The 23,057-nt window shown below is 71.6% G+C and carries 23 protein-coding genes and 1 tRNA gene; 11 read left to right on the top strand and 13 right to left on the bottom strand.

The features are described from left to right. Positions 1–47: 47 nt before the first annotated feature. From C7C46_RS10085 to C7C46_RS10065, 5 genes are all read right to left on the bottom strand, one after another. The gene (locus C7C46_RS10085; RefSeq protein ID WP_110667993.1) at positions 48–1,649 is read right to left on the bottom strand and encodes a N,N-dimethylformamidase beta subunit family domain-containing protein; all 1,602 of its coding nucleotides are present in this window, start codon (positions 1,647–1,649) and stop codon (positions 48–50) included. A 64-nt stretch (positions 1,650–1,713) separates the two neighbouring features. After that, positions 1,714–3,183 (bottom strand): glycosyltransferase 87 family protein, encoded by a 1,470-nt coding sequence (locus C7C46_RS10080; protein ID WP_110667991.1) that lies wholly within the window; start codon positions 3,181–3,183, stop codon positions 1,714–1,716. A 110-nt stretch (positions 3,184–3,293) separates the two neighbouring features. Beyond that, positions 3,294–4,829 (bottom strand): penicillin-binding transpeptidase domain-containing protein, encoded by a 1,536-nt coding sequence (locus C7C46_RS10075; protein WP_110667988.1) that lies wholly within the window; start codon positions 4,827–4,829, stop codon positions 3,294–3,296. Then, a complete protein-coding gene (locus tag C7C46_RS10070; protein ID WP_110667986.1) occupies positions 4,829–6,187 on the bottom strand; it encodes an FtsW/RodA/SpoVE family cell cycle protein in 1,359 nt (452 codons plus the stop codon). The genes C7C46_RS10075 and C7C46_RS10070 overlap by 1 nt, the downstream gene beginning before the upstream one ends. A gap of 21 nt (positions 6,188–6,208) precedes the next feature. After that, complete coding sequence (locus tag C7C46_RS10065; protein ID WP_110667984.1) at positions 6,209–6,703, bottom strand: DUF1269 domain-containing protein; 495 nt, start codon at positions 6,701–6,703, stop codon at positions 6,209–6,211. A gap of 234 nt (positions 6,704–6,937) precedes the next feature. Between C7C46_RS10065 and C7C46_RS10060 the strand changes: the two genes are divergently transcribed. After that, a complete protein-coding gene (locus C7C46_RS10060; RefSeq protein WP_245984324.1) occupies positions 6,938–8,113 on the top strand; it encodes a phosphotransferase family protein in 1,176 nt (391 codons plus the stop codon). Positions 8,114–8,199: 86 nt separating this feature from the next. Here C7C46_RS10060 and C7C46_RS10055 read toward each other — a convergent pair whose 3' ends face one another. Beyond that, positions 8,200–8,661 (bottom strand): hypothetical protein, encoded by a 462-nt coding sequence (locus C7C46_RS10055; RefSeq protein ID WP_110667980.1) that lies wholly within the window; start codon positions 8,659–8,661, stop codon positions 8,200–8,202. 221 nt (positions 8,662–8,882) lie between these two features. Here C7C46_RS10055 and C7C46_RS10050 point away from each other — a divergent pair, with 221 nt between their 5' ends. The 8 genes from C7C46_RS10050 to C7C46_RS10015 all read left to right on the top strand — a co-directional run bounded on the left by C7C46_RS10050 (position 8,883) and on the right by C7C46_RS10015 (position 16,504). Next, positions 8,883–9,419, top strand: coding sequence for a DUF6197 family protein (locus C7C46_RS10050; RefSeq protein WP_110667978.1), 537 nt, complete (start codon positions 8,883–8,885; stop codon positions 9,417–9,419). 366 nt (positions 9,420–9,785) lie between these two features. After that, a complete protein-coding gene (locus C7C46_RS10045) occupies positions 9,786–10,577 on the top strand; it encodes a TolB-like translocation protein (protein ID WP_110667976.1) in 792 nt (263 codons plus the stop codon). 968 nt (positions 10,578–11,545) lie between these two features. Next, positions 11,546–12,082, top strand: coding sequence for a SigE family RNA polymerase sigma factor (locus tag C7C46_RS10035; protein WP_245984323.1), 537 nt, complete (start codon positions 11,546–11,548; stop codon positions 12,080–12,082). Beyond that, positions 12,072–12,842, top strand: a complete 771-nt coding sequence (locus C7C46_RS10030) for a hypothetical protein (protein WP_110667971.1) — start codon at positions 12,072–12,074, stop codon at positions 12,840–12,842. Before C7C46_RS10035 ends, C7C46_RS10030 begins: the two co-directional genes overlap by 11 nt. A gap of 777 nt (positions 12,843–13,619) precedes the next feature. Beyond that, a complete protein-coding gene (locus C7C46_RS37705) occupies positions 13,620–13,970 on the top strand; it encodes a response regulator transcription factor (protein ID WP_110667968.1) in 351 nt (116 codons plus the stop codon). 80 nt (positions 13,971–14,050) lie between these two features. After that, on the top strand, positions 14,051–14,977 hold the full coding sequence (locus C7C46_RS34250; protein ID WP_146259041.1) for a hypothetical protein: 927 nt from the start codon (positions 14,051–14,053) through the stop codon (positions 14,975–14,977). Between the two features lie 58 nt (positions 14,978–15,035). Beyond that, positions 15,036–15,359, top strand: a complete 324-nt coding sequence (locus C7C46_RS34245) for a hypothetical protein (RefSeq protein ID WP_146259040.1) — start codon at positions 15,036–15,038, stop codon at positions 15,357–15,359. 536 nt (positions 15,360–15,895) lie between these two features. After that, positions 15,896–16,504, top strand: coding sequence for a hypothetical protein (locus tag C7C46_RS10015; protein ID WP_110667963.1), 609 nt, complete (start codon positions 15,896–15,898; stop codon positions 16,502–16,504). Positions 16,505–16,710: 206 nt separating this feature from the next. On the opposite strand, the gene C7C46_RS10010 is transcribed toward C7C46_RS10015, so the two are convergent. Further along, positions 16,711–17,028, bottom strand: a complete 318-nt coding sequence (locus tag C7C46_RS10010) for a helix-turn-helix domain-containing protein (RefSeq protein ID WP_110667961.1) — start codon at positions 17,026–17,028, stop codon at positions 16,711–16,713. Between the two features lie 72 nt (positions 17,029–17,100). Between C7C46_RS10010 and C7C46_RS10005 the strand changes: the two genes are divergently transcribed. After that, positions 17,101–18,027, top strand: coding sequence for a hypothetical protein (locus C7C46_RS10005; protein ID WP_245984322.1), 927 nt, complete (start codon positions 17,101–17,103; stop codon positions 18,025–18,027). Here C7C46_RS10005 and C7C46_RS10000 read toward each other — a convergent pair. After that, positions 17,958–19,448, bottom strand: a complete 1,491-nt coding sequence (locus C7C46_RS10000; RefSeq protein WP_110667956.1) for a hypothetical protein — start codon at positions 19,446–19,448, stop codon at positions 17,958–17,960. The two genes, C7C46_RS10005 and C7C46_RS10000, sit on opposite strands and share 70 nt — an antisense overlap. Positions 19,449–19,536: 88 nt before the next feature. Between C7C46_RS10000 and C7C46_RS09995 the strand changes: the two genes are divergently transcribed. Further along, positions 19,537–19,800, top strand: coding sequence for a hypothetical protein (locus tag C7C46_RS09995; RefSeq protein WP_110667954.1), 264 nt, complete (start codon positions 19,537–19,539; stop codon positions 19,798–19,800). Between the two features lie 260 nt (positions 19,801–20,060). On the opposite strand, the gene C7C46_RS09990 is transcribed toward C7C46_RS09995, so the two are convergent. The 5 genes from C7C46_RS09990 to moaC form a co-directional block, all read right to left on the bottom strand. Next, positions 20,061–20,134, bottom strand: a tRNA-Ala gene (locus C7C46_RS09990). An 80-nt stretch (positions 20,135–20,214) separates the two neighbouring features. Then, entirely contained in the window at positions 20,215–21,219 is a 1,005-nt protein-coding gene (gene sepX, locus C7C46_RS09985) for a divisome protein SepX/GlpR (protein ID WP_110667952.1), read from the bottom strand. A 154-nt stretch (positions 21,220–21,373) separates the two neighbouring features. Beyond that, the gene (locus C7C46_RS09980; protein ID WP_110667950.1) at positions 21,374–21,958 is read right to left on the bottom strand and encodes a GNAT family N-acetyltransferase; all 585 of its coding nucleotides are present in this window, start codon (positions 21,956–21,958) and stop codon (positions 21,374–21,376) included. Between the two features lie 14 nt (positions 21,959–21,972). Then, positions 21,973–22,503 (bottom strand): MogA/MoaB family molybdenum cofactor biosynthesis protein, encoded by a 531-nt coding sequence (locus tag C7C46_RS09975; RefSeq protein ID WP_110667947.1) that lies wholly within the window; start codon positions 22,501–22,503, stop codon positions 21,973–21,975. After that, complete coding sequence (moaC, locus tag C7C46_RS09970; protein WP_245984330.1) at positions 22,500–22,967, bottom strand: cyclic pyranopterin monophosphate synthase MoaC; 468 nt, start codon at positions 22,965–22,967, stop codon at positions 22,500–22,502. The genes C7C46_RS09975 and moaC overlap by 4 nt, the downstream gene beginning before the upstream one ends. Positions 22,968–23,057 lie beyond the last annotated feature (90 nt).

Genomic DNA, 23,057 nt, shown 5'->3' with positions numbered 1-23,057 from the left:
ATTGAAATCTGTCAGCTGTCATCGCTTTTCGAGTGTCACGCCACGCGTCAGTGCTTCCCCCCGTACACCGCCGCCACATTGTCCTGCGGCGGATGCGCCTTGCCCGCCGGCCCCGCCGCGAACGCGGTGAGCAGGTTCTCGGTCACCTTCTGGACCAGCGCCCCGGCCTGACCGTCGATCGAGTGGTCGGCACCCGACTTGCCGTCACCGGTGGCGTCCAGCGCCTCCACCCAGCGCATGGTGCCGCTCGCGAACACCCCCGCGCCGCTCGGGGCCGCGTAGAAGGCGGTGTCACTGAAGCTCTTGCGCCCCTCGCAGACCACCGGCGAGTGGGCCAGCACCTCGATCGGGCGCGGCGTGGTGAAGGAGGCGTTGACCCGGTCGTACTCCACCCCCACCAGGTGCGGGAAGCTGTCGCCCGCCTTGACCCCGGTGCCGGCGAACAGCCAGTGCCCGGGGTTGGTCACCACGTACGGCGCGTCCACCGGGTAGCCGTCGTAGATCACCCCGAGCAGCGAGGACTCCGGGTCGGCCTGCGGTGCCGCCCGGAAGTCGTTGGTCGGCGGCTTGCCCGCCCTGAAGCCCGGGTCGTCCTGGAAGGAGGTCTTGTAGCAGACCACCTGCCGGTCCGCCCCGGTCGGTGATGGCTCGTAACGCACGCGCCGGTAGCAGCAGTTGGCGCCCAGGATCGCCACGTTGGTCCCGGCGTCGCGCGCCGCCGTGACGTGCGCGCGCTGCTCCTGCGACCAGTACTCGTCGTGCCCGAGCGAAAGCACCGCCCGGGCGCCCTTCAGCAGGTCCGGCGACCCGGCCAGGTCGGTACTGGTGGTGTAGGCCAGCGGCAGCCCGAGCTTCTCGGCCAGCGCGATCAGCGGCGCCTCGTAGACCAGGAACAGCCCGGCGCCGTCCGCGTACTGGTAGGGCCGGTCGAAGGAGACCACCAGCGAGCGGGTCGGATAGCCGCCGGTCGGCCCGTTGTAGAGGTTGTAGCCGCCCCACTCGTTGTAGGCCTGCCAGGTGGCCACCCCGTTGACCACCACCACCTTGCCCGCCGTGTCGGCCGAGCGGACGGTGACCGGCACGTACCGCTGCCCCGCCCCGCCGTCGGCGTCCAGCCGCAGCAGGTAGCTGCCCTCGGGCCAGCCGGTGGTGTCCACCGCAGTGCTCCTGGACCAGCCGGTCGACACCATCCGGGTCGCCTTGTCCACCACGGCCGCCGACTGCCTGCTGCCCGGCAGGTGCGCGGACTGCCAGACCTTGCGGCCGCGCGCGCCGCCGTAGTACCCCACCCGGTAGGCCGTCACCTGGTAACCGGGCGCGGTGGTGGACACGTGCAGGCCGAAGCTCTCGCCGGGCAGCACGCTGACCCGGTCCGCCCAACCCTCGATCGCCCGGTCGGCGCCCGCGTTGCCGATCCGCCAGTCCGGGTTGCCCGGCCGGTCGTTCTCCCGCTGCGCCGACGAGGAGGGCGAGGAGCCCGCGGCTCCGGGCGAACCCGCACGCACCGAGGCACCCGGGCCGGTGCCGCCGCCGCTGTCGGCGGCACCGCACGCGGCCAGCCCCAGGCCCGCCGCCGCACCGCCGGCCAGGCCGAGGAACCGCCGCCGCCCGCTCCCCCGCGCACCGTCGGGGGACCGCTGCTCGGACATGCGCCACTCCTGGGTGTCGGGGTCTGGAGGCTTCCATGGTCCCCCACACACCGTCAGGCCCCGGTTAGTGGGTGGCGACCAGGCTCGTGCTCCCCACCGTACGGGGATCGGCGACCGGCCGCCCGCGCCAGCTGCGCGCGGCCAGCCGGGGCCACAGCGCCAGCACCACGGGCAGCGCGAGGTACCCGAACCGCCCGGCAGGGGCGAGCATGAAGGCCACCGTGAGCCCGGCGGCCAGCAGGTCGGCGGCCGCCACCGCGGTGGTGGGCGGGCGCAGCAGCAGCCAGCCCGCCACCGAGATCCCGCCGAGCACCAGCAGCACGAGCGACAGGGTGTGCCCGGTCGGCCCGAGGTCGGCGAGCACCTTGCCGGGCAGCGGGCTGCCGGCGGGGGTGCGGACCGCGGCCAGCCCGAGCGGGAACCGGACCACCTGCTCCTTGAGGTCCTGCGGCCGGGTCAGCAGGTAGGGCAGCACCACCGCGCCGCCGACCAGCAGCGTGGTCAGGGTGGTCCGGGCGGCGGCCCGGCGCCCGTGCACCCGCCAGAGCAGCAGGGCGGCCACCGGCAGCGCGGGCCAGGCCGTCCACTTGAGGGTGCAGGCCAGTGCGAGCACCAGGCCGGCGGCCAGGGTGCGCTCGCGGGCGGCCAGTGCCATGGCCAGGCAGCAGACCCCGATCAGCGGCAGGTCCACCCCGCCGACCGCCAGGGTGAGTGCGATCAGCGGCGAGCCGGTGAGGACGCCCAGCGGCAGCAGCGGGGAGCGCTGCGGGGCGGGCCTGAGCAGCCGCCAGCTGACGGTCAGGCAGCCGAGGAAGGTGAGGGCGAACCAGATCCGGGCGTCGCCCAGCACCTGGGTGACCGGGTTGGCGTCGCCGAGCACCGCCCGGGGCAGCCCGAACACCGCCATCGACGGCAGGTAGGGGTTGAAGTCGGTGACGGCGACCGGGTGCGGCAGGTACGGCGTGCCGGTGTGCAACAGCAGCCGGGCCGAGCGCTCGACCACCATCACCTCGGACTGGTGGCGCCCCTGCGCCGCGAGCACGCCCAATGGCAGCAGCACCGCGCCGAGCAGCGCGACGGCGGCGGCCACCCGGCCGGCCACCCGGCGCGGCAGGGTGATGACGGCGAGGCCGGCCAGCAGGTAGGCGGGGGCCGCGACTTCGCCCCAGAGCCGCTGGTTGCCCAGGTTGGAGACCAGCGGGAAGGCCGCCGCCCAGCCGGCCGCGACCAGGCAGCCGAGCAGGTGGACCAGCCGCCGGTCACCGAGCCGGGTGGCCCGGCCGGTGCACCGGGTGGCCAAGGCGGCGAGGCGGGCCCGGCGCGGGTGCACCTGTTGGTCCGTCCGGGTGAACGGGCGCTGCTGCGGCACTCCGGCCAGGGGGCGCGGGTAGGTGGGATCGGCGCTGCCCGGGCGGTGACCCACCGGGTGGCCGCCGGGGTGCCGGACGGTCGGCCCGGTGGCGTTCGGCGTGCCGCGCCGGACACCGAAGCGGCCGCGGGCTCGGGGCGCTCCGGACGAACGGGTGGTCACCATGGTGGAAGGTTAGGGCGGCGACGGTGCCGCTGTCCTCCGTCCGCGGAGGCTTCTCAGATGGTGTCCCATCGGCTATGCGCCCCCGCCATCCCCTTACTGGGCAGTAACGTTCACGATCCGCCGCCCAGCACCGCCTGCATCACGCTACGGGCGATCGGCGCGGCCAGGCCGCCGCCGGTGACGTCGGTGGCGTCACTGTCCGCAATCACCACGGCCACCGCGACCGGCGGGACCTGGGTGGAGCCGCTCGGCTTGGCCCAGGAGATGAACCACGCGTACGGCACTCCGGAGTTGTCCACTCCGTGCTGGGCGGTGCCGGTCTTGCCGCCGACCGTGGCGCCGTCGATCCGGGCGTTGCGCCCGGTGCCGTTGTCCACCACGTCGGTCATCAGCTGCTGCACCTGGCCGGCCACCACCGGGCTCATCGCCTGGGAGTAGCTGCGCGGCTGCATCAGCTGGACCGTGCTGCCGTCGGACCTGGTGAGCTTGTCCACAAGCTGGGGATACATCACGGTGCCGTTGTCGGCCACGCCCGCCGCGACCATGGCCATCACCAGCGGGGTGGCCGCGGTGTCGAACTGGCCGATCGAGGAGAGCGCGAGCTGGGACTGGTTCATGCCGGTGTCGAAGTTGCTCCGGGCGGCGCGCACCGGCGTGTCCAGGCGGGCGTCGTTGAAGCCGAACTTCTGGGCCGTCGCCACCATCTTGTCCAGGCCGGTCTGCACGCCCAGGTAGCCCATGACGCTGTTGCAGGAGAGCGTCATCGCGGTGTCCAGGTCCAGGTTCGGCCGGTCGCAGGCGGTGGTGTCGTTGACCAGCGTGGTGGTGGTGCCGGGCATGACGTAGGGCCAGGGGGCGCCGGTGGGGGCGTTGACGTCGGTGACCACGCCGGCCGTCAGCGCGGCGGCCGCGGTGACCACCTTGAAGGTGGAGCCGGGCGGGTAGGTCTGGCGAAGCGCGCGGTTGAGCATCGGCTGGTCGGGGTCGGCCTGCAGCTTGGTCCAGGCCTCCTGGTCGGCGTTGGCGGAGCCGGCGAAGCTGCCCGGGTCGTAGGAGGGGGTGGAGGCCAGCGCCAGGATCCGCCCGGTGGCCGGCTCGATCGCGGCCACCGCGCCCTTCTGGTTGCCCAGGCCCTGCATCGCGGCCTGCTGGGCGGCCTTGTTGATGGTGGTGTGCACCTGGCCGCCGGGGTCCTGGTGGCGCGAGAGCGCGTCCCACAGCGCCCAGCCCGCCAGTCGGGAGTCGGTGCCGGAGAGCAGTGCGTCCTCGGTGCCCTCCAGCTGGGTGTTGCCGTAGATCTGCGAGGAGTAGCCGGTGACCGCCGCGTACAGCGGGCCGTCGGGGTAGCTGCGCTTGTAGTCGAAGCGGCCGCCGGTGGGCACCGAGCCGGTGACGGGGTCGCTGCCGACCAGGATCGGGCCGCGCGGCTGGTCGTATCGGAGGATCGCGGGGCGCTGGTTGGCCGGGTTGTGGTCGTACCTCTTGGCCTGGAAGAACTGCACCCGGGTGGCCTGCACGCCCAGCAGCACGGTGAGCAGCACGCAGAACAGGCCGGCCCGGCGCCCGGTGGTGGAGATGCCGGGCGGGCCCTGCGGACCGCTGCCACCGGTCCCCGGCCCGGGAGGTCGGCGTCGTCGACGGAGCATCAGCCCTCCAGGGCCGGCGGGGCGGGGCGGCGGGCGGTGTCGCTGAGCCGGACCAGCAGCGCCACGATGATCCAGTTGGTCACCACCGAGGAGCCGCCCTGGGCGACGAACGGCAGGGTGGCGCCGGTCAGCGGGATCAGGTCCAGCACGCCGCCGGCCACCACGAACACCTGCAGGCCGATGATGGTGGCCAGGCCGATCGCCAGCAGCCGCCCGAACGGGTCCCGCAGCGCGATCCCGGTCCGGTAGCCGCGGGCCACCAGCACCGAGTAGAGCAGGAACACGGCCAGCAGGCCGACCAGGCCGAGCTCCTCGCCGACGGTGGCCAGGATGAAGTCCGACTTGGCGGCGAAGCCGATCAGGATCGAATGGCCCCTGCCCAGCCCCTCGCCGAGCAGCCCGCCCCAGGCGAAGGCGAACAGCGACTGGGCGATCTGGTTGGCGCCCTGCCCGGCCCCGATCGAGGCCAGCGGGTGCAGCCACTGGTCGACCCGGCCGTGCACGTGCGGGGAGAGCCAGCCGACCGCCACCACGCCGACCGCGGCCAGCAGCAGGCCGATCGCGATCCAGCCGGTCCGGGCGGTGGCCACGTAGAGCAGCACCACGAAGATGCCGAAGTAGAGCAGCGAGGTGCCCAGGTCGGTCTCCAGCACCAGCACCCCGACGAAGGCGGCCCAGACCAGCAGTATCGGCCCGAGCACCCGGCCGGGCGGGAGTCGCAGCTTCCAGAGCTGCTTGCCGGTCAGTGCCAGCGCGTCGCGGTGGGTGGCCAGGTAGGCGGCGAAGAAGACCACCAGCAGGATCTTGGCGAACTCGCCCGGCTGGATGGAGAAGGAGCCGACGGTGATCCAGATCCGCGAGCCGTAGACGGCCGGGAAGAAGATCGGGGCGACCAGCAGCACCAGGGCCACCAGCGCGCCGCTGTAGGCGTACCGGCGCAGCCACCGGTGGTCCCGCAGCAGCACCACCACCAGGGCGAACAGCGCCACTCCGAGGGTGGACCAGAGCAGTTGGGTGGGCGCGGCGTGGCTGCGCGGGGTGGCCCGGTCCAGCCGGTAGATGACGACCAGTCCGATCCCGTTGAGCAGCACGCCGGTGGGCAGCAGCAGCGGGTCCGCGTACCGGGCCCGCCAGCGCACCAGCACGTGGGCGGCCAGCGCGAGACCGCCGAGCGCGGCTCCGTAGCGCGCGGCGTCGGCCGGGGCGTGGCCGTCGATGTTGACACCGACCTCGACGTAGCCGAAGACCGCCACCGCCACCGCGCCTACCAGCAGGAGCAGTTCGGTGTTCCGGCCGGTCCGCGGCCGCGGGGCGGGGCCTTCGCGCCCCGCGTTGGCGAGGGCAGCGGGGGTGGCCATGGCGGCAGGTGCGGCGCGGGGTCAGGCGGGCTGCGCGGCCTTGGCCATCTCCTTGAGGTGCTCCTCGGCCTCGGCCGAGAGCGAGGTCTGGATGATCTGGCCCTGGTACTTGGCCAGCGCCGGCACCACCTTGTCGGCGGTGGCCTTGCGCACCAGCAGGAAGACCGCGGCGGCGCCGGGCCGCAGGTGCTCGCCGACCTGGCGCATGAAGCCGTCGTCCACCCCGATGTCGGTGGACGCGCCGACCGCGGCACCGGTGGCCCCGCCGACCGCCGCCCCCAGGAACGGCATGAAGAACAGCAGGCCGATCACCCCGCCCCACAGCGCGCCCGAGGCGGCGGCCAGGCCGGTGGTGCTGGTGGCCTGGTGCAGCTTGATCCGACCGTCCTGGCGCCGCTCGACGACGACGATGTCCTCCAGGTCCAGCAACTGCTGCTTCTGCAGGCTGATCGCCTCGTTGCGGACCTGCTGGGCCGTGGCGAGGTCCGGGTATGCAAGCGCGAACAGGTTGCTCACGGGTGGGGTCCTTCCGACTCGACGGGCATCTGACGCCACCGTAGTGATGGATTGACATATTTATCCATCATTTGATCCGGTGTGTCCGGTTTCTGCCAGGTCGGGCCAGAGGTGGCGGACGGTCGCCTGTTCGGAAATTCGATCGCCAGGAAGCTGAACACCCCTCAGACTGCCCCGGTGAACAGTGCAAACGATCGTACGGCGCAGGTGTGGGTCTCCCATCGGGAACAACTGTTGGGGGTAGTCGGCCCGTTCCCGCTGGAGCGACCGCGCTGGCACGACGTCGCTCCGGTCAACGAGCACCTGGCCGAGGTGTTGGGAGTGCCGACCGTGGTGCTGCGGCTGGTGGACGTGGCGGGCGGCGGGAGCGGCCGCGGCGGCCTGGTGACGTACCACGCCGAGGCGCTCGCCTTGCCGGCCGTCGAGCTGGCGGCCCCCGCCGAGGCCGACCCGGCGGGCCTGCGCCCGCACCCGCTGCGCGCCGGTTACGCCACCGCCGACGGGGTCCGCGCCGCGCTGGAGTGGGCCGAGCAGGCGCTGGCCGCGGCCGGCCGCCCGGTCACCGGCCCGGTCGCGCAGATGAAGACCTGGAACCTGGCCGGCCTGTTCCGGCTGCCCACCGCCGAGGGCCCGGTCTGGCTCAAGACCGGCCGCGACTTCGCGGTGGACGAGTCGCTGGTGGTCCAGCTGCTCGGCGGGGTGGACCCGCAGTTCGTGCCGACCGTGCTGGCCGCCGACCCGCAGCGCCGGCTGCTGCTGATGGACCACGTGCCGGGCGAGGACTGCTGGGGCCCGTCCCGCGAGGTGGTCGCGGCCACCCTGCCCCGACTGGCCCGGGCCCAGGCCGCGCTGGCCGCCAGCTACCCGGGCGGCGCCCCGGACGGCCTGGCCGACCGCAGCCCGGCCACGCTGGTCCCCGCGGTGAAGCTGCTGCTGGACGGCGAGGCGGGCGCCGAGCTGACCGCCGAGGAGCTGGACCGGGCCCGCGCGCTGGTCGAGCGGCTGCCCGAGCTGGTCGAGCAGTTGGCCGCCTGCGGGCTGCCGCTCACCGTGGTGCACGGCGACTTCCACCCCGGCAACTGGCGCTCGGCCGGGCGGCAGAGCGTGCTGGTGGACTTCGCGGACGCCTACTGGGGCCACCCGGCCTTCGACGGGCTGCGCCCGGCCGACTTCCTGAACCAGGAGCGGTGGGCCGAGGCGGCCGAGCTGTGGTGCGAGGCCTGGCGCACGCTGGCCCCGGGCAGCGACCCGGCAGGCGCGCTGCGGCTGGCCGCGCCGCTCTCCCACCTGGCGTACGCGGTGCGGTACCAGGAGTTCCTGGACGCCATCGAGCCGAGCGAGCGCCGCTACCACGAGGGCGACCCGGCCGCCGAGCTGCGCGCCGCGCTCAGTGCCGCTGCGGCGCTCTGACACCGAGGCGCTCAGGCCCTCAGGCCCTCAGGCCCTCAGGCGCCTGACGCGCAGGCGCCCTGACACTCACGCACCCTGACGCCGCCTCAGCGAGCGGCGGCGGCCTCCGCCACGGGGACCCGGGCGGCGTCGGTCTGCCAGGCGTAGAGCTGCTCACCGTCCAGCACGACCAGGTACTGGCCGCAGCTGGCGGTGGGCCGCACGTCGATGCCGGCCGGGAACCAGCGGGCGGTCAGCTTGGCCGGCCTGGCCGACGACACCGCGGTGGTGCACGCGGCGGGCAGCGCACCGTCGGTCAGGCGGGCGTGCAGCAGGCGGTTGCCGCCGTCGCTGGACGCCTTGTAGTCGACTTCGGTGGCGCTGTCCGGCAGCCAGTGCGGCAGCGAGGGGCGGGCCGCCTTGGCCTGGGCGCCGGAGACGTAGCCGGCCTGCGGCCTGCCCGGCCCGCCGAGCAACTCGCCGACCACCGGCAGCACGGTGTACCCGATGGCGGCCACGCTGAGGGCGGTGGCGGTGATCCCGACGATGCTGCTGGTCCTGAGCCGCATGGCGCTCCCCTTCCCGAAGTGACCCTCCCCATGGTGCTGGCCCGCGCCCCCCGCGCGCGTCCCCCCGCCGCAGGAGCCGCTCCCCCCGCCGGAGGACCGAGGGTCTCCGACTTCAGGCTGACCACGACACGCCCCCGACTCAGGGTTCCCCGGAGGCGGCCGCTCCGGGACGCAGGATGAAAGGCATTCAAATGCCACATTTCGGACAGAGGAGCCCGCCCGTGCGCCTGACCCTGCTGCCGGCCGCGCCGCTGACCCTGAGCCCCGACGACTCGGGCCTGGTCACCGAGATCGAGGCGTACCTGGCCTCGCTGCCCGCCCCGGCCCGCCACCCGGTCCCGTACGTGTGCCCGTACGGCCGCACCCTGCAGCCGTGGAACGCCGAGCACCCGCTGCCCCGGCGCACCATGCTGGACCGGCTGGCCCACCGCCCGGCCCGCCCGGTGCCGGTCAGCGCGGCCCAGCACCTCGGGCTGACCTCGCGGTACCTGACCCAGCACGGCTGGCTGCAGGGCGCGATGTGGGACGCCACGGGCCGGGTCTGCCTGCTCGGCGCCCAGGCCGCGGTGCTGGCGCACGGCTACGGCTCGCCCCGCACCGTGCAGACCGCCCGGACGCAGGTGATGGAGGTGCTGCACGCGACCGGCCGGCCGGTCGCCTCGCCCGACGAGTACAACGACCGGGCGAGCACCCGGCAGTCGGACATCCACCGGCTGCTGGAGCGGGCCGCGCTGCGGGCCCGCCAGCTGGGACTCTGACATCCCCTCACCTCTCCCCCTGTTGCAGGAACGTGACGCCGGACCGACCCGATCCGGACCCGGGCTCGCCATGCTGGTGCCACCGACCACACCTGCTCTTCCGGGGGGAAGTTCCCATGGCCGCTCGTGGTCGGCGCCGTTGCGCCGCCACCCTCGCCCTCACCGCCGCGCTCGGGGTCTCGTCCACCCTGCTGCTCACCGCCTGCGGCCCGGACGAGGTCCCGGCCGCGGCCGGCCCCGCCCAGCAGCAGCGGCGCCGCCGGCCGGCCGACCGCCTCGGGCACCCCCGGCGGCCGCCCCGGCACCAGCGCTTCGCCGAGCCGTCCGGCCCCACCCGCGCACGGCACCGGCGTCCCGCACCTGACCGTGAGCAACGGGACCCCGATCGTGCTGCTCGACTCCAGCACCGTCGACTTCCACACCCCGGTGCGCGACCTCGCCTGGTCCCCGGACGGCAGCAGGGCCGCCTTCATCGACGGCAACGGCAACCTGGTGGTCAGCAGGCCGGACGGCACCGGCCAGGTGACGGTGGCCGAGAACCCGGGCCGGCAGACCTGGTCGCACCCGAGCTGGCAGGTGGTCAAGAGCGACCCCGACCTCGGCAACCCGGCCAAGAACCGCATCTTCCTGACCGTGGACCAGGGCGGCAGCACCACGCTGGCCGGGGTTCCGGCGGACGCCACCGGCGCCACTGTGACGCCGCTGTCGCTGAACGCCGAGGGCGCCGAGGACAACGCCCAGCCGCTGCCGAAGACCGGCAACGTCTGGCCCAACGTGGGCGGCAGCCACGGCACCGCGGTGTACGCCAACACCGGGGACGGGCTGGTCTACATCCGTGACGACTCGCTGCGCCAGCAGGGCGGCAAGCTCACCCAGGGCTCCGAGCCGGCACTGTCGCCCGACGAGCACGAGGTGGTCTTCGTCCGCTCGGTCGAGGGCCACGACCACCTGTTCGCCCTCGACCTGGACACCCAGAACCCGCAGCCGCGCGACCTCACCCCGCAGGCCGCCACCGACTACACCGAGCCGGCCTGGGCGCCCTCCGGCAAGGAGATCGCCGCGCGGACCCCGGACGGCATCGTGCTGGTGCCCGCCGACGGCTCGCACACCCCGAAGCCGACGGTCGCCACCCCGGGCCTGCCGGCCTACCGGCCCTGATCACTTGCCACAGAAGCAGACGGAAACGAACAGGAGCGTCGACGCGATCCACCAAGCCCACCGCGACCGCGCGTGACCGCTCCCCGGCCCCCACCCGACCCGGCCGCCCCGGCCGACCCGGCCGACCCGCACCCAGCGGGCCGGCCGGGTCACTGCTGCCCGCCACCCCGGCGCGGCTGACGGACCCGCAAAACGCAGAATCCCGCCCAGAGTTGCTCTGGACGGGATCCCGTTGGGTGGGGTGTTCACGAGTAGCGCCTACCAGCGACATCACAGCCGGGTTGGAAATATCGCTTCCCGGATGGCGGGTGATCGTTTCCCAAATTTTGAGCGCAGCTCGTCAAAGCGCCTACCCAACTGTCCTGGTGGCTGCTGGTCGGCCCTGCCGCTGCTGGCGCCTACCGCTTCAACGTTGAGGGCCAGCGCTCGCTCACCGAGGGCTACTTCATCGGCGACCACGCCACCCAGGAGGCCCTGCAGCACGACACCCCCGAGCAGGCCGCCCGCACCGTCCAGCTCGCCTACCTCCACAACCTGTAGCAGCGGATGGACTTGGGCAGTCCTGCGGGCTGTCACCTGATCAGAGGGGCGATACAGGAGGCGGCGGTGCTGGTCTGCCGGTAAGCGGCCGGAGCAGCCTCGTCGAAACTGCGGCGGAGGGTGCGAATGGTGCGTATGGCGCGCACATCGAGTGTGACGACGGCCGTGACGTGGTCCAGGTCCCGGACCACGCGGGCCTGGTCGCGGCCGGTCAGGTCAGTCAGCGTGCCACTTGCCAGGTACCTGCCTCCCGAGAGGCAGCGATTCGGTGGGAGGCCATCTCATGGGGCACATGGGACTGTGGATGTGCTTGGGAGTCGTGCCCGAGCTCTGATCGTGTGTCAGACACGTTTTGGTAACGGTGTCAACGTGGTGTGCTGCCTGAAGCGTGTTGTCGTCGGCGTTGCTTGTACAAACGGGAGGCAGTGGTGGGGGACCGCGATGAGTTCACCGAGTACGTGTCGGGGAACGCCCATCGGCTGAAGCGGGTCTGCTACCTGCTGACCGGCAACGACGCCGACGCGCAGGACCTGTTGCAGACCGCGCTGGCCAAGCTCTACCTGCGCTGGCCCAGGGTTACCGCGCTGGGCAGTCCGGACGCCTACGTCCGTCGTGTGCTGGTGACGACGCACCGCAGCAACCTGCGCCGGCACTGGCGCCGGGAGGTTCCGACCGCGGTGGCCGTGGAGACGGGGGACGGCGGGAGCGGCACGTACCGGGCGGACGACCGGCTGGTGCTCCAGGCGGCGCTGATGCAGCTCTCGTCGCGGCAACGGGCCGTGGTGGTGCTGCGCTACTACACCGACCTGAGCGAGCAGGACACGGCCGTGGCTCTGAACTGCTCCACCGGGACGGTCAAGACACTCGCTTCACGGGGGCTCGCGCGCCTGCGCATGCTGCTGACGACGACCGCCGGGGAGTTCGGAGAGAAGTCCGGTTTCCAGGAGGAATCCCATGGAATATGACGACTTGTCCACGCGCCTTGCGGATCTGGCGGACGACTGCACGCCTCCGATAGACCCCGTGGCGGGAGCGCTGCGGCACGCGAGCCGGCTGCGCCGCCGCCGCGCGGGGATCGTCACCGGTGTCTCGGTGCTGGTCGCCTCCGTGGCCGTGGCCGGCACTGTGCTGGCCGAATCACGCGCCAGCGCCCCCGCTCCGTCAGCCACCCGTGCCACCACGACCGAGTACCTTCCTTGGCCGTCCCGCGGTGAGCTGGGCGATGACCAGGCGGCACGGGCGGAGGCAGTCCGGGCTTGGGACGAGGCCGGTGGCGGCGCGCACCGCGAGGTGCGGGTCCTGTACGGGACCGGCAAGGCGGGTGTCGACACGGGCGGGAGCGTCCCCGCTGTCTTCCTGCTCGAAGGCATGGCCAAGGACGGCGAGCTCAGGATCGCCTGGGTCACCACGGGGGACTCCGGGGCGGGGCAGTCGGGTGGTTTGACGGTCCGGACCGACCGGCCGGCGCCCGATCCGTCCGCGACGGTCGACGTCGGGTTTGTCGTCCGGACCAGTGTCGGCGGAACACAGCAGTGGACGGCATTCGATCTGGCGGCGCCTGGCATGACCGTTGTGGTGCCGTCAATTCTAGGCGCTGAACTGCTTCCTGGAGAAAAGCTGGGGCCGGAGGGGGTGTTCGTCGAGCGCACCGCAGGAGCGGACGGCACAGAGGTGTTCGTGAAGCGGGACGGCGCAACTGTCTCCAACCACAGGATCGGTTCGTAGCAGGCTGGGCTGCGCTCAAACGCCGATGACGGGTGCTGCGGAGGTACGAGGGTGCCCTCCCGGCCAGGCGGGGTGGCTGATCGTGGCTCTATGACGGACCGTTCGGGGCTGTCCAGCGGCGGCCCCGAACGGGGGCATCGGAGTCCACTGGTCCGAGGACCGGATCATCGGGCCAGCTTGGGACGGTGGCGCCCTGCCACCCTCATCGGGCGCTGCTGAGGGGCGTGGCTGGTCCTCAGCAGGGCACTCGTTTCGGCACTGCTGAGGACAGCCGGCCGTGCAAGGTGCCGCTACTACGGTGCGCTTTACCTCGTTGCTGAGGCTGGCCGGATGCCGAGGGTGCCCGGAGAGGATTGCCGCCTCGCAGCTCTGTGCCCGGCGCAGCAGCACCGGGGCTCTCGAGGGTGGATTCGGTCGTCGGGCCAGGGGACTATGCAACGTTCCTCAGGCAGATCCCTACGTCGGACTATTGGGCCCAGAGGGGGTGACGCAGGCGAGGCCCGGGGGCTGGCGTGTGGGTTGCCAGGACTGCCGCTGCGGATGTGTTGCTCTGAGGTGGAGCGGGTGCCCAGGCGAGTACGGGGCCGAGCAGGTACAGCGGCGCCGCTGCGCTGGCCGAGCGCGTAGGCCGATACTGGCGCCGCGTGGATGGAAATGGCACCAGAGCGCCATCATATCTGAAATGCGTATATTGCCAGATATATAAAAATCTACGATTTATCCCTACCGGGCGGCGGGCATGTGCAACTGGCGGCCCGCCTGGGCATTTAGTGATTCATGTTCTCTGAAGATTCACATCTTGGCGCCTGCATTTCGACTGACAGGGGGCGTCGCAGTCCTGCGGTGACGGGTCCATGGCAGGCCGAAAGAGGGGCGTGGTTGCCGCCGCGGGATCCCATGGAATTTGCGCCACATATCGGTGCAATCGCATCGGCGCTGACTCCGCGGGAGCTAGAGGTTTTCCTCGGTCTGGCTTCGGGTGGATCGAATCGCCAGCTTGCTACGAATATGGGCATCAGCGAGCGGACCGTAAAGGCTCATATCGCGCAGATCATGAGGAAGTTCAAAATGTGCAATCGGACCCGAATATGCATAATGTCCTATATATTCCAAATATCATTGTCCTGATGGGCAATAGACCGGCGGAAGGGGTGCTGGAAGGATGGATCGCCTAGGGTCGATCCATTTTTGAAATTGAAGGGGGGCCGATGCAAGTATTTGAGGGAATTGCGCGGCGCTGCTGGACGGCGGTGCTGGCCCTGCTGCTCGCACTGGTGGGCACGGTGGCGTTGACTGTGCCGGCCAGTGCTGATGCAAACTGCCAGTACCACTGCTACTCCGTAGCCAGGTATTCGGGCCAGGGGTACGCAGGGGCTTGGGCGCAGATTCGTCGCAACTATCTGTCGATCGGCACCGGATACGGCCTGCCGGGCGCACACATCAACAGCGAGTTCTGGTTGGAGCTGGGCAACGGGAACTACCTGGAAGCCGGGCTGCGGGACGGGGACGACTCGGGTTCCAGTAGTGGCAGTTGTGGATGTGTCGCATATGACGCGTTCTGGGCCGACCACTCTGGCGCTCCTAACGGCGACACCGAGTATCGGCACATCATTTCTCATGTCGCGCCCAACGACAATGTCTTCGACACATACAAGTTCAGCCGGTCCGGTGCGACGAACGTATGGGACGTCTACTTCAACGACACCATCATCAGCACCAGTACGGTGACCGGTGACTGGACGGGATGGTTCGACCAGATCGGTGGGGAATACGTAAACAGCACGTGCGTACAGGGAGCCGGCTGGGCGAACAACTTCGACATGTACGCCATGCTCGAAGACACCAATAGCAACTGGATGCAGCCGGCATGGACCAGTCAGTATATGGACTCTGGCTGCGGTTTCGAGGGAATTCACTACTTCAACGGGGAGACGGGGAGTGGTCATGGCAAAAGCACGCACCGTGACGTCACACTGGCTCGTCCGGCGGATCGCCCTTGCCATCGTCGGCGTCGCCCTGACCATCGGCGGGGTAACCACCGCTGCGGCGGCATCCGGCGCGCAGCCATCCGCCAAGGACACCCCCACCGCCGCACCCCACACCTGCACCACACAGCAGTGCAAGGACGACGCTAAGGCGGCCCGCGCCGCACAGTTCCCGCCGGCCCGGCCCATCGCGCCTGGAACGGCACTCATGACCCAGGATGCGGCTCTGGCCGCAGCCCGCCGGCACGCCGAGAACCCGGCGGGCGGGAAGCTCTCACCCGCGCTCGCCAGTGGTCTTCCTGCGGTCGCGGTCAAGATGACCATCAGCCAGTTCGACCAGCTGCAGCACATCGGGGCCGACAACGACATTGCGCCGGACCGGTCTGTCTGGGTGGTGACGGTCCACGGGAGCATGACCACCGACGCGCTCCCGGGCCGTCCCCCTGTCACCGATAACGTCTACACGGACGTCATCGATGCAGCGACCGGCACGCTTGTGATCGAAGCGATCGGGGTCGAGGCAGTGAAGTAACAACGAGAACACGGGATGGGGCGGAGTCCGGTACACGGGCTCCGCCCCACCAAGTTCGCCTTGCCAGGCGGTCACGTTCGTCCGGGGAGAGGTAGAGCTCCAGGCGGGCGTCGACGAAGCTCGCGGACACCAGGACGTCGGCCCGCATGAAGTCGTGGCTGGTGGGCAGGTCGGGACGGAGCCGGACTCGGACCGTCTCACGGGCACCGTCCGAGCCTGCGTCCTGCGGTGGATCAGGTCGAGCGCCTCCGGCGCCGCGCCTGGCTCCTTGGCGGCCAGGCAAGGTTGCCTCCGTTTCGGCGCGGCCAAGATCTGTCGTTCAGGGGTTGGTGACGGATCACCAAATACCGTGTTTTGGAGGAGGCTGCCCATATCAGTGCATGTCAGTAAGCATCCCTTCACGTCCTGGCTTCTGGCCCTACTCTGAGCTTGGGTTCTGGTTGCCAGAACCCGCAGGCCACCGGCGAGGATCAGGAGCTGGCGATGGCGACGCTGTTCGAGCGGCGGACGCGGAAGAGGCTGTCGCGCGTGGCGATTTGGAAGCGCTGCACGCCGAGATGGCCGTTCTGCGGGAGAGGATGGCGGCCGCCGAGGAGCGTCTGACCCGGCTGACGATCACTCGGGAGACGGTCCAGTCCCTTCTTGAGGACGCCCCCTATGAGGACGCTCTCCCCAAGGGGAATGTCGTAGAGGAGGGCGGACTGATTCCGGGGCAGCGGCCAGCGCCCGAGCCCGAGCCTGCGGAGCTTCGTCCCGAACCGCAGGTGGATCCGGCCTCAGCGCCGCAGCCCCAGCCGATGCCCAGGCCAAGGCCGATGCAGAAGCCGAAGGCAAAGGCGAAGCACCCGAAGCGGACACCGTCGGTCGGGATCCACCTGGACGAGGCCGTGGACCGGATGCTGGTCATCCTCACCACGGTCGGCCGGGAGATGAAGGTCCGCGACATCGCGGTGGCGATCGGCGAGAACACCGAGGACCGGCGGATCGAGACGACCCGGTCGAGGCTGAAGGCCCTGGCGAAGCAGGGCAAGGTCGTCGAGGGCCATCCGGGGTGGTTCCGGATCGCACCGGCGCGTCCTGCCCTTGAGCCCGCTCCTGTCGCGGCGAGCGAGTACGTCCATGGCGGGGTGGTCGCGATGAAGTGACCGGATTCGCCGGCCGCGTATGCGGGCCGGCGTCACAAGCGGGTGCCGTCGAGGGATCAGCTCGACGGCACCCAGATTGCGTGAGCTCCCATCAAGGTGCCTTCCGCATGTCCGAGCGTAGTTGAGGTGTCACGCGCTCGCGGCGGGAGGCGCGATTTCAGCGTGCCCCGGTCGCGAATGCTCCTGCGGCCGGGCGGAATCGAGACTCAATGCCCTCCGTCTCGCTCAACTCCGGTACCAACCGGCCACAGCCTCGCCCCGGTGAATGCTTCGAGGCGGGCGACGGTCGCCACGTCCGGCCAGGACCGGCCCGCCAGCAGGTCGGCGATCGCCTGCCGGTTCACCCCGGATCCGGCGGCGGCCTGACGAAGACTCAGTCGCCGTTCGGCCAACGACTGGGCCAGGCGGCAGGCGATGACCCGCACGGCCTCGGCCCCGATGTCGCCGCTGGCCAGCTGGGGCCAGGCTTCCGGATCCTCAGTCAGCTCCCGAGGGGGGCGTACGCGGGCGCTTCCGCCGACCATGTCCGCACCATCCTGTCCGTTGAAGTGGATCAATCCCCTGACGGCTGCTTGACCAGCCGGTATTCGTGGAGCGTGGTCCTTGATCCAGACACGTCCGCGAAGATCACCCGCTACCGGCCCCGCGAGGCGCCGCCGACCTGGGAGGACGTCGCGCCGTTGGTGCGGTCGGTGGTGGCCGCGACCGTCACAGCGGTGCCGTACGACGTCGAGCGGCTCCTGCACGCGGTGGCCGGCCTGGCCCTGTGGGCGGAGGCGAACGGCCTGCCGCGTGATCCGGACAGCTGGCTGCGCGGCGAGGTTATCGACGCGTTCGTGCTGTCGCGGGCGGGGGTCCTGGCGCCGACGTCGGTGCAGACCTACCGGACCTGGCTTCGGCGAGTGCGTGACGCGCTGGCCTGGACCGACCGGGGCGAGCCCGTCCCACCAAAACTGCACGCACCTGCGAATCCCCACGAGCCCTACAGCAGCCAGGAGTTGGCTGGACTTCGACACTGGGCTTCGCACCTTCGCGGACAGCAGCGCACCGACGCGCTCGCGCTGATGGGGCTCGGGGCCGGCTTCCGTCTCATGCCCAGGGAACTCGCCGCCACCCGCGGCCGGGACCTGCGACGCCCCAGGGCCGGACATCCGCTGATCCACGCCGGCATCCGCCGCACCCCGGTGGCCGCCCGCGCCCAGTGGGAGGAGGAGCTGGCCGAACTTGCCGAACTGGCAGGCGGGAACTACCTGTTCCGACCGCGCCGAACGACTCCTTACGCGAAGAACCTCATCGGCTCCTGGTCACTGCTGCACCAGCCGTCCAGCGGGCTTCCCCCGCTGTCGGTCGGCAGGCTGCGGGCCGGCTGGATCGTCGAGCTGATGTGCGACCGCATCGACCACGACCTGATCGCCAAGGCCGCCGGGCGCGCCTCCGCCGCATCCCTGGCCCGCTACCAGCACCTCGTTCCCCCGCTCGACGACGCCACCGCGATCCGGCTCCTGCGAGGCCGCCCGGCATGACCGTCCCGCGCGCCTGGCGGAACCCGGAGAAGATCAAGCACTGCCGGCCCCGGCCACTGACCGACGCACCCGCCAAGGTCCCGGATTCCAAGGTCGGCCAGCTCGACTTCCTGCTGCAACGCTCCGGGGTCCTCGACCTGATCGACGCCGAGTTGGCGGGCCGTCCGGGCCCGAGCGGCCTGCCCGTTCGCACTGTGCCGGTCGGACTGCTGCTGTCCCTGCACTACCACCAGAGCGCGAGCCTTGCGAACGCGTGCCGGATCCTGCTCGACCAGCTCCAGCCCTCTGCCCGCAGCTGGCTCGACGTCCCAGAGGTGGATCCGGACGACCCGTGGGCACGGACCGCGTTCTGCCGCCGCGTCTACCGCTCCTTCGACCGCCTGACCACGGCCCTGGACCCCTCCCGCGCCGACCGCAGGCGAAGGCTCCCCCTCACCGACGCCGCAGTCCAGGCCAGCGCCTGGGAGGACGACGAGCCGGAGCACCTGCGGCGCCGGGCCCTGCTGCAGGAGATCAGCGACCGCCTGGTGCTGGTCACCGTCCGGCTCGCCCAGCGCCGCGGCCTCTTCAAGGGGTGGCACGGCGACATCGGCGCCGACACCACCGCCGTCCCGGCCTGGCACCACGAGCCCAGCGACCGACGCGGCCTGGCCTCCGTCGAACTCACCGCCGGCTGGCACTTCAGCGGCGGCAGCGACGAGGGAACCTTCGGTCACAGCGCGACCCTCCTGGTCGCCGCCAGCCGTCGCCACCCCGTCGGCCACGCTCACGTTGGGAAGCGTGTGAGCAAGCATCCCCAACTCGCCCTCGGCGCCGTCCTGGACACCCCCGGCAAGCGCATCGGGCCCAACACCGTCCACGCGCTCACCACGCTGGCCCCGCTCGGTCTTCCCGTAGGCCTGCTGGCCGCCGACCGCGCCTACACCGACCAGAAGTCCGAGCACTTCCAGCAACCCGCCCGCCGCCTGGGCTACCAGCTCGCACTCGACTACAAGCAGGACCAGCGCGGCGTTCAGGGCACCCACCTCGGTGCCCTCCTCGTCGACGGCACCCTCACCTGCCCCGCGATCCCGCAAGCACTCGCGCAGGCGACCGCTGGCCTGGACGACAAGGCCGTCCGGGACCTCGATCAGCAGTTGGAAGAGCGCCTGGCCAAGCGCGGCCCCTACTTCGCCAAGCTCAAGCAGGGACCCGACCCAAACGGGACCATCCGGCTCCAGTGCCCCGCCGCCGGCCCGTCCCCCTCGGTGACCTGCGCTCGCTTCAACCGCCTGCACCGCCCGCAAGCCGACGCCCCTGCCGTGGTGGACCTCACCAACACACGCTCCACCGCGGCCGAGCATCCAGATCAGCCCCGCAGAACGCCTGCGGCCACCGGACAAGAACGAACTGCCGCGAATCTGCCGCAAGCCGACGATCACCGTCCGCCCCGGCGACCTGGGAAAGATCGACAAGTTCCGCCAGGACCGCCCCTACCTCAGCCCCGCCTGGCACGACGCCTACAAGCCGATGCGAGCCCACAACGAGGGCCTCAACGGCCGCGCCAAGGGCCACCACATCGACATCGCCGACCCCAAGACGCGCCTCGCCCACGGCCGCGTCGCCCAGACGATCCTTCTCGCCCTGATGATCCTCATGATCAATCTGCAGATCATCCACGACTGGATCGCCACCAACAGCCCCGAACCCGCAGCGGACGGCAACGACCGGGACTACGACGGACTCGCCCCGATGCAACTCACCGCCAACGGGCTTCCCCCGCCGCCCGCCTGACGAGCACTCCGCCCGCGTCCCGAAAAGCCCGTTCCCCGGTTGCCGTTGAACCCCATCCCAGCGGCGACCCCGGCATGCCCACCGCATCCCGGACCACCCCCGAACCAACCCAGCGGACCGCCGAACACCACCAGCGAAGGCCAACCGAGTTCGGACACGCCCTCGAACAGGCCCTCCTAACGCAAAGATCCCGCCCGATCAGAACGATCGGGCGGGATCTCGTGACTCCTCACGAGTCTGACTCGTGAACAGTCGTTGGGTGGAGCTGAGGGGATTCGAACCCCTGACCCCCTCGATGCGAACGAGGTGCGCTACCGGACTGCGCCACAGCCCCAACGAGAAGAAACTCTAGCACCTTTTCGAGGGGGCCCGTGACCGCCCCTGCTGGTGGGGCGGGGTCCGGCGCCCGAGGTCCTATTCGTTGGCGGCGCGGGGGCGGGGGTCGGCGAGGGGCTCCTCGTACTGGTCGAAGAGGGGGGTGTGGGCAGGCTCGGTGGTGCGGCCGGAGTTCCAGGTGCCGGGGGCGCCGAGGTCCAGCCCGCGGGAGACCCGGGGGGCCACGGGGGCGGTGACGTAGGTGGGCAGCGGGACCGGGACCGGCTCCCAGGAGTCCCGGCCGGCCGCGGCGCGCTCGCGCAGGCCGTCCACCCACTCCTCGTGGTCGGTCGCCTCCACCAGGGCCTGCTGCGGCGCCGGGGCGACCCGCAGCGGCGGGCGGTGGGCCGGCTCGGCCTGGGCCTGCGGCTCGGCCTCGGCGGGGTGCGCGGCGACCGGGTCGGCCGCCGACCGGGCCTGCTCGCGCTCGCGCAGGCGCTGGGCGGCCGTGGCGGCCCGCCCCCGGTCCAGCTTGACCACGCAGCGCTGCCGCTCCAGTCGGCGCAGGTGGCCGATGTAGAGGGTGAGCAGCATGGCGGGCAGCAGCGGCACCCACAGGAAGGAGAACCCGGCCACCGCCGCCACGATCGCCCCCAGCGCGAACGCGAGGAAGAGCACCGTGACCATCCGCCGGCGGCGGGCCAGCAGTCGGGCCCGGGCCGGGTGCGCGGCCGCCAGGTGCTCCGCGACCACGGCCGACGGGACCGGCGGGGCCGGTGGGACCGACGGGGCGTCGCCCGGTGACGGCTCGTCGGCGGGCAGGCCGACCAGCGTCGCGGCGCCGGTGGGGCGCTCGGACGGGGCCGGCCGGTCCGCGGTGGGATCCGCCGGTTCGTTCGACTCGGAGGGCACGGCTGCATCGTCGAGGACCCGGGACGCCCGGCGCTCCAGCCCCGACCGCCCGGCCAGCAGGCGGATGGCGGTGCTGAAGCGCTCGGTCGGGCGCGCTTCATTGAGCTCGTCCTGCCTGCGGAGCCACATGGGCACCAGATAGGCAGCCCAGGCCCCTACGATGACCGCGTAGATGAGGCCGCTACTGCTCACGTTTCACACCGTACGGGCGATGGATAAGGGCGGGCAGCAATTTGGAACGGCGTGTCGCGCTGCCAAGCTGATTCTCTGACTATTTTGTCGTCAGTTGCGACCGCTTCTCGGTACGACGATGCCATATTGATATGAATTTCGAACATGTATTCAATTACCTTGTGCGCCAAGACCGCAGCAGGCCCCCGGGGACCTCCTCGGCGGTCAGCGCGTACACCAGGTGGTCGCGCCAGTCCCCGTCGATGTGCAGATAGCGCGGGCGCATTCCCTCGGACCGGAAGCCGAGTTTCTCCACCACCCGGCGGGACGGCCCGTTCTCCGGCCGGATGCACACCTCGATCCGGTGCAGCCCCATCGACTGGAAACAGTGGTCGACGGCGAGCGCCACCGCGGTCGGCATGATGCCGCGCCCGGCGACCCCCTCGTCGATCCAGTAGCCGATGTTGGCCGAGCACATCGAGCCCCAGGTGATCCCGCCGACGGTCAGCTGGCCGACCAGCTGGTCGCGGAAGACCACCACGAACGGCAGCATCCGGCCCGCACCGGCCTCGCCGCGCAGGTAGCGGACCATCTGACGGTAGGTCGGCCGGGAGCCGGGGATCCGGCCCGGCGGGGGCGGCGGCACGGTGGCCTCCCAGCGCCGCAGCCAGTCCCGGTTGCGCCGGCTGGCCTCCTGCCAGGCCTTCTGGTCACGCATCCGGATCGGGCGCAGCAGCACCTCCCCGTCGCGCAGCTCCACCGGCCAGCCGGCGCTCAGCTCGCTCTCCCTTGCTCGGGGTCCTGCTCCGAGCCCTGGCCCGAGCCCTCGGCCGGGCGCGGGTGGTCCCCGCCGCCCAGCTGGTCCACCGCGTGCGGCAGCAGCGGCGCCAGCACCGCCAGGCCGTCCTTCACCCCGCCGGTGGACCCGGGCAGGTTGACGATCACGGTCCGACCGGCCAGACCGGCCAGGCCCCGGGAGAGCGCGGCCGTGGGCACCTTGTCCCGCCCGTGGGCGCGGATCGCCTCCGCGATGCCCGGGATCTGACGGTCGATCACCTGGGCGGTCATCTCCGGGGTCAGGTCCATCGGCGAGATGCCGGTACCGCCGGTGGTCAGCACCACGTCGTAGCCGGCCGCCACCGCCGCGCGCAGCGCCGCCAGCACCGGCTCCCCGTCCGGCACCACAGTGGGCCCGTCGACCGAGAAGCCCATCCCGGCCAGTCCCTCGACCAGCAGCGGGCCGCCCTTGTCCTGGTAGACCCCGGCCGAGGCCCGGTTGGAGACGGTGATCGCCAGCGCCTTCATGCCGGGTCCCCGTCGGCCGAGTCCCCGGCCGCCGGCCGGTCGCGCACCCAGTCGCCGCTCTTGCCGCCCGTCTTGCTCAGCACCCGGACGTCCTCGATGGCGGCCGCCTTGTCCACCGCCTTGACCATGTCGATCACGGTCAGCGCGGCCACCGCCACCGCGGTCAGCGCCTCCATCTCCACCCCGGTGCGGTCGGCGGTGCGCACCGTGGCGGTGATCTCCACCGCCTCGTCGGTCACCGCCAGGTCCACTGTGACGCCGGAGACGGCGATCGGGTGGCAGAGCGGGATCAGCTCGGGCGTCTTCTTGGCGCCCATGATCCCGGCGATCCGGGCCGCGGCCAGCGCGTCGCCCTTGGGCACGCCCTCGCCGCGCAGCAGTTCGACCACCCGCGGGGCGACCCGGACCCGCCCGGCAGCCACCGCCGTGCGGGCCGTGGCGGCCTTCTCGGAGACGTCGACCATGCGCGCGGCGCCGGTCTCGTCCACATGCGTCAGGCGGTCGCCGGGGGGTGTGGTCACGTCAGTACTCCAGCAGAACGGGGTGAATACCGC

This window comes from Streptomyces tateyamensis, assembly GCF_003205575.1.
GTDB lineage: Bacteria > Actinomycetota > Actinomycetes > Streptomycetales > Streptomycetaceae > Kitasatospora > Kitasatospora tateyamensis.
Note: the sequence above shows the minus strand (reverse complement) of the source record. Positions and strands in the feature narration are given on the sequence as shown.

Bases quoted from the DNA above. Each gene is read 5' to 3' on its own strand.
- C7C46_RS10085 (WP_110667993.1), bottom strand. From the start codon at position 1,649: ATGTCCGAGCAGCGGTCCCCCGACGGTGCGCGGGGGAGCGGGCGGCGG.
- C7C46_RS34250 (WP_146259041.1), top strand. From the start codon at position 14,051: ATGCAAGTATTTGAGGGAATTGCGCGGCGCTGCTGGACGGCGGTGCTG.
- C7C46_RS10030 (WP_110667971.1), top strand. From the start codon at position 12,072: ATGGAATATGACGACTTGTCCACGCGCCTTGCGGATCTGGCGGACGAC.
- C7C46_RS09995 (WP_110667954.1), top strand. From the start codon at position 19,537: ATGCGAGCCCACAACGAGGGCCTCAACGGCCGCGCCAAGGGCCACCAC.
- C7C46_RS10010 (WP_110667961.1), bottom strand. From the start codon at position 17,028: ATGGTCGGCGGAAGCGCCCGCGTACGCCCCCCTCGGGAGCTGACTGAG.
- moaC (WP_245984330.1), bottom strand. From the start codon at position 22,967: ATGGTCGACGTCTCCGAGAAGGCCGCCACGGCCCGCACGGCGGTGGCT.
- C7C46_RS37705 (WP_110667968.1), top strand. From the start codon at position 13,620: ATGTTCTCTGAAGATTCACATCTTGGCGCCTGCATTTCGACTGACAGG.
- C7C46_RS10075 (WP_110667988.1), bottom strand. From the start codon at position 4,829: ATGCTCCGTCGACGACGCCGACCTCCCGGGCCGGGGACCGGTGGCAGC.
- C7C46_RS10055 (WP_110667980.1), bottom strand. From the start codon at position 8,661: ATGCGGCTCAGGACCAGCAGCATCGTCGGGATCACCGCCACCGCCCTC.
- C7C46_RS34245 (WP_146259040.1), top strand. From the start codon at position 15,036: ATGACCCAGGATGCGGCTCTGGCCGCAGCCCGCCGGCACGCCGAGAAC.
- C7C46_RS09975 (WP_110667947.1), bottom strand. From the start codon at position 22,503: ATGAAGGCGCTGGCGATCACCGTCTCCAACCGGGCCTCGGCCGGGGTC.
- C7C46_RS10080 (WP_110667991.1), bottom strand. From the start codon at position 3,183: ATGGTGACCACCCGTTCGTCCGGAGCGCCCCGAGCCCGCGGCCGCTTC.
- C7C46_RS10070 (WP_110667986.1), bottom strand. From the start codon at position 6,187: ATGGCCACCCCCGCTGCCCTCGCCAACGCGGGGCGCGAAGGCCCCGCC.